Origin of the sequence: Nostocoides sp. (assembly GCF_035343835.1) — a bacterium.
Taxonomy (GTDB): domain Bacteria; phylum Actinomycetota; class Actinomycetes; order Actinomycetales; family Dermatophilaceae; genus Nostocoides_A; species Nostocoides_A vanveenii.
In genome coordinates this window covers 23,239-28,323 of record NZ_DAOQZV010000008.1, presented here as the reverse complement: position 1 = coordinate 28,323, position 5,085 = coordinate 23,239, and the positions used below count along the sequence as shown (strand labels likewise).

General features: G+C 68.2%; 4 protein-coding genes. All 4 read right to left on the bottom strand.

What is annotated here, in order from left to right; translation table 11 throughout:
* A partial coding sequence (gene rsmA, locus PKH97_RS01440; RefSeq protein WP_324385617.1) for a 16S rRNA (adenine(1518)-N(6)/adenine(1519)-N(6))-dimethyltransferase RsmA occupies window positions 1–744 on the bottom strand: 744 nt, incomplete at its 3' end.
* A gap of 146 nt (window positions 745–890) precedes the next feature.
* Window positions 891–2,060 (bottom strand): transglycosylase family protein, encoded by a 1,170-nt coding sequence (locus PKH97_RS01435; RefSeq protein ID WP_324385616.1) that lies wholly within the window; start codon window positions 2,058–2,060, stop codon window positions 891–893.
* Between the two features lie 287 nt (window positions 2,061–2,347).
* A complete protein-coding gene (locus tag PKH97_RS01430; RefSeq protein WP_324385615.1) occupies window positions 2,348–3,184 on the bottom strand; it encodes a TatD family hydrolase in 837 nt (278 codons plus the stop codon).
* A gap of 5 nt (window positions 3,185–3,189) precedes the next feature.
* Window positions 3,190–4,983, bottom strand: a complete 1,794-nt coding sequence (metG, locus tag PKH97_RS01425; protein WP_324385614.1) for a methionine--tRNA ligase — start codon at window positions 4,981–4,983, stop codon at window positions 3,190–3,192.
* Window positions 4,984–5,085 lie beyond the last annotated feature (102 nt).

Here is a 5,085-nt window from a genome sequence, read left to right as displayed (position 1 = left end):
CGGCGAGCCGGCCCACGGGGCCAGCGCGGAGCGGATCATCTTGCGGCGTTGGGCGAAGGCGGCATCGACGCAGGCGAAGGTCGCCGCGCGGTCGGCATCCGTCGACGGCGGCTCCCGACGCTCGATGGCGACCAGGCCGGACTCGACATTGGGCACCGGCCAGAAGATCGAGCGCGGGACGGTCCCGGCCAGGCGCACCGCGCCATACCAACTCGCCTTGGCGCTCGGCGCGCCATAGGTGCGCGACCCGGGCGCGGCGGCCAGTCGCTCGGCGACTTCCAACTGCACCATGACCAAGACATGAGTGATGCTCGGGAAGTGCTCCAGCAGGTGCAGCACAACCGGCACCGAGACGTTGTAGGGCAGGTTGGCCACCAGCTTGCTCGGCGCCAGCGGCAACTCCCGCACGCGCAGCGCATCGGCCGGTATGACGGACAGCCGCTCCGCGCGCTCGGGGAGCAGCGCGCCCATGGTGCCCGGCAGGGCCGCCGCGAGTGTGGGATCGATCTCGATCGCCAGGACGGCCGCGGCCTCGTGGAGCAGCCCGGCGGTCAGCGACCCCAGGCCAGGCCCGACCTCGAGCACGACATCCTGCGGCCCGACCTCCGCCAGGCGCACGATCCGCCGCACTGTGTTGGCGTCGACGACGAAGTTTTGCCCCCACTGTTTGGCTGGCCGGATCCCGAGGCCGGCCGCCAGGCGCCGGATGTCCGCCGCCCCGAGATAGCCTGCCTCCTCGCTCACCGGCTCAACCTATCCGCCGCTGGGAGCCGACCGAGAATGGCAGGCCGCTTCTCGACCAGCGAGCCGCGCGTTGGACATGGCGAAGCGCCCCGGGGGTCTCCCGGGGCGCTTCGTGAGGTGTGCCGTCAGGGCGGCGACGTGGCCGGTCAGGCCGCGTGCGCGCAGCCCCAGGGCGAGAGGCCGGCGATCGCGTAGTAGCGGTTCGCGACCGTGATCTGCTGCTCGCGGCTGGCGAGGTCCGCGCGCGGCGCGAAGTCGGCGCCACCCATGGCCAGCCAGCTCGCCGTGGCGAACTGGAGCCCGCCGTAGTAGCCGTTGCCGGTGTTGATGTGCCAGTTGCCACCGGACTCGCACTGAGCGATCCGGTCCCACATCGCGGCATTGGCCAGGTTCAGCCCGGAGGACGAGGTGCCGCCAGAGGACGAGCCGCCCGACGACGACCCACCCGAGGATGCGCCACCGGTCGAGGCCGGGGTGCTCGGGCGCTTCTTGGTGCCGACGGCGACGACCGCGTCGCGCTCGGTGACCGTGGTCTTGGTCGAGACCTTGGTCTTCTTGTAGAGCTTGCCGTCATGGAAGACATAGAGGTAGGTCGTCACGGCCTCGCCATTGCGACCGGCGGTGATGACCTTGCTCTGCCCCTCATAGAGGCTGGAGTCGTTGCGCTTGATGGTCTCGTAGGCGTTGGTCGTCGTCTTGGTGACGTTCTTGGTCTTGACCCGCGTGACCGTCAGCTTCATGCCGTCGGCGAGTGGCGTGTCCAGACCGGGCTTGACCAGGTCCTTTGTGCCGACCGAGACCTTGAGCATGGCGAGCAGGCTCTTGACATCGTTCTCGGTGGTGGTCCTAGTGGTCGTCTTGCCGTCCGCGGTGACCGTGACGCTCTTGGGCGTGATCATCGACAGCGCGAGGCCGGACCGGCCGAGCACGGCCGAACGAGAGGCGGACAACTTGGCGTCCTCGGCGCGCAGGCCGAGTTCGGAGAGGGCCTGGCCGACGGTGGTGGCCGTGGTCCAGTACTCCTTGGCCTGACCGTCGATGGTGACGGTCAGCTTGCGTCCATAGCGGACGACGATGGTCTGCCCGTCGGTGACGGGCGTGTTGACGGACGGCACGACCAGGTCGTGCGCTCCGACGGTGATGCCTTCGCTCTTCAACACATCGCCGACAGTGCCGGCGAAGGAGTGAATCGCATCGGTTTGCCCCTCGACCGAGAGGTTGACCGATTTGTCGAAGTGGGCGACACCGGCCACTCCGGTCGCGAGGACGCCCACGATGCCCATCTGGGCCAGGCGCCGTACCGGAAGAAGGTTCAAGTCTGCTCCAAAGTCGTGATGTCCGAACCGAAACGCGTTCGGGCAGCGACGGTCCCGCGCTGAAGGCAGGAAGGAGAGCACCTGGGTGGGGGGCCCGCGTGGAGCACTCGGGGGATCCACGTCCTCGTGGTCCGAGTGGCCAACCGACGCCGCCGAATCGGGTGTTCAAGTTCGGCGAACATCTCCAGAGTGCCCGGGTGTTGGGTGAAAGGTCAAATTTCGATAACGGCCGGCGGCTGTTCACGAAACATCCGTCACAGGCGTGCTAAGCCGCCCCACGGTGGTCGTTACCAGGGGCCGTAGAGCCGCTCGGCCGTCGCCGAGACCTCCTGCGCGAGCTCCACCACCGAGACACCGGCGACGCCTGCCACCACCCGCGCCGTGACCGGCAGGAGGTAGGAGGAGTTGCCCGCCCCGCGCCACGGATGCGGCGTCAGATAGGGCGCATCGGTCTCGATCAGCAGTTGCTCCAGCGGCGTGACGGCGACGGCGTCGCGCAGGGCGTGATTGTTCTTGAAGGTGACCGGCCCGGCATACGAGAGGAAGAAGCCGCGCTCGACGCACGCCCGCGCGAAGCGCGCGTCCCCGCTGAAACAGTGCATGACCGTATGCCGTGGCGCCCCCACCTCATCGAGCACCGCGAGCACGTCCTCATGCGCGTCGCGGTCGTGGATCTGCAGGGGCAGGTCCAGTTCCTTGGCCAGCGCGATATGCCAGCGGAAGGCGTCGTGCTGGATCTCGCGGCCCTCGGGACCGGTGCGGTAGTAGTCGAGCCCGGTCTCGCCGACGGTGCGCACCCGCGGGTCGAGAGCCAACGCGCCGATCACCGCGTAGGCCGCGTCCAACTCCCCGAGAGCCGCCAGCCGGGGCGCTTCGTTGGGATGCAGCGCGACGCCCGCCAGCACCTGGGGATGAGTGTGCGCCATCACGACGCTTGACCGGGCGCTCTCGACCTCGCACCCGATCTGCACGACCCGGTCGACGCCGACGGCCGCGGCCGCCGCGATCGCCTCCGAGACCTCCAGTCCCGGCGCGTCCGAGCGCACCGAGTCCAGGTGAGTGTGGTTGTCCACCAACGCAATCGGCAGCGGGTCCGGCCGCGGGGGCAGTTCGCTGCGAGCCATGCAGGTCAGCCCGCCATCCGGTCGAGTTCCTCGGCGACGACGCTCTCGTCGAGCTTGACGAAGACCGGCCCCGGCTTGGCGACCGGCGTGCCCGGGACGACCGGGACCCGGCCCCAGCGCGGCGTCGCCGAGTAGTCGCCGGTGATCACCGGATAGGCCCGGCCGTCGTCGAGGTCGGCGACGTCGACGACCTGCGGCATCGGCATGAAGTCACCGGTCCGTCCGAGGACCCGATGCACCGCGTTGCTGGAGTGCGGCAGCATCGGGGCGAGCAGGGTGTTGCAGTCGGCGACGCACTGGGCCAGGACGTGCAGGATGGTGCCGAGGCGTTCGCGCTGGTCCTCGCCCTTGAGTTTGAAGGGCTCGGTCCGCGACACATAGGCGTTGACCTCGCCGACGACCTTCATGGCCTCGGCCGTCGCCTGCCGCAGCCGCGAGCGCCGCAACAATCCACCCACGATGTCGAAGCCGGCCGCCACCGCACCCAGGATCGCCTCGTCCTCGGGGGCGAGCGGGCCGCATACGGGGATCTCACCGAACTGCTTGTGGATCATCGTTGCGGTCCGGTTGACCAGATTGCCCCACCCGGCCACGAGTTCGGAGTTGGTGCGCTGCACGAACTCCCGCCAGGTGAAGTCCGCATCCGAGGTCTCCGGCCCGGCGGCGCAGATGAAGTAGCGCAGCGCGTCCGGCTGATAGCGGGTCAGGACGTCGCGCACGAGGATCGTGTGCCCGCGGCTGGTGGAGAACTGTTGGGACTCCATCGTCAGGTATTCGGAGCTGACGACCTCGGTGGGCAGGTTGAGTTCGCCGTACATCCCGGGCTCGCCGCCCCGGTCCCCCTTGCCCATATAGCCGAGCAACTCGGCCGGCCAGATCTGGGAGTGAAAGGTGATGTTGTCCTTGCCCATGAAGTAGTAAGACAGGGCACTGGGGTCGTTCCACCACTCGCGCCAGCGCTCGGGATCGCCGGTGCGCCTTGCCCATTCGATCGACGCCGACAGATAGCCGATCACCGCGTCGAACCAGACATAAAGCTTCTTGGTGGGCAGGTCGCGCCAGCCGTCGAGGGGCACGGGGATGCCCCAGTCAATGTCGCGGGTCATGGCGCGGGGCTTGATGTCGTCGAGGATGTTCAGGCTGAACTTGATGACATTGGGGCGCCAGGTGCCCGAGGCTTCGCGCTCTCCGAGATAAGCCCGAAGCGCGTCGGCGAGGGCCGGCAGGTCGAGGAAGAAGTGCTGAGTCTCGATGAAATCCGGTGTCTCGCCGTTGATCTTGGACCTCGGATTGATCAGATCCTCGGGCTCGAGCTGGTTGCCGCAGTTGTCGCACTGGTCGCCGCGGGCCTCGCCGTAGCCGCAGATCGGGCAGGTGCCCTCGATATAGCGGTCGGGCAGGGTGCGGCCGGTGCTCGGCGAGATCGCGCCCTTTTGGGTGCGCTCGATCATGTAGCCGTTCGTCCACACCTGCGAAAACAGTTCTTGCGCAACGGCATAGTGGTTGACCGTTGTGGTTCGGGTGTAGAGGTCGTAGGAGCAGCCGAGATCCGCCAACTCATGGGCGATGATCGCGTGGTTCTTGTCGACCAGTTCGCGGGCCGTGACGCCCTCCTTGTCAGCGAGGACGAGGATCGGGGTGCCGTGCTCGTCCGAGCCGCTGACCATCAGCACTTCGTGACCGGCCATCCGCATGTAGCGCGCGAAGACGTCGGAGGGCACGCCGAAACCGGCGACATGGCCCAGGTGGCGCGGACCGTTGGCATACGGCCACGCGACAGCGGCGAGGACTTTGGTCATGCGGCAAGTGTATGGAGGCCCGAGCGTGGCCGATGCGCGTTTCGGCGGCGTGGCCGCGGGGCCGGCGGAACACGGCATACGGCAGTCAGGGGTTGAAAAATT

Bases quoted from the DNA above. Each gene is read 5' to 3' on its own strand.
- PKH97_RS01430 (WP_324385615.1), bottom strand. From the start codon at position 3,184: ATGGCTCGCAGCGAACTGCCCCCGCGGCCGGACCCGCTGCCGATTGCG.
- metG (WP_324385614.1), bottom strand. From the start codon at position 4,983: ATGACCAAAGTCCTCGCCGCTGTCGCGTGGCCGTATGCCAACGGTCCG.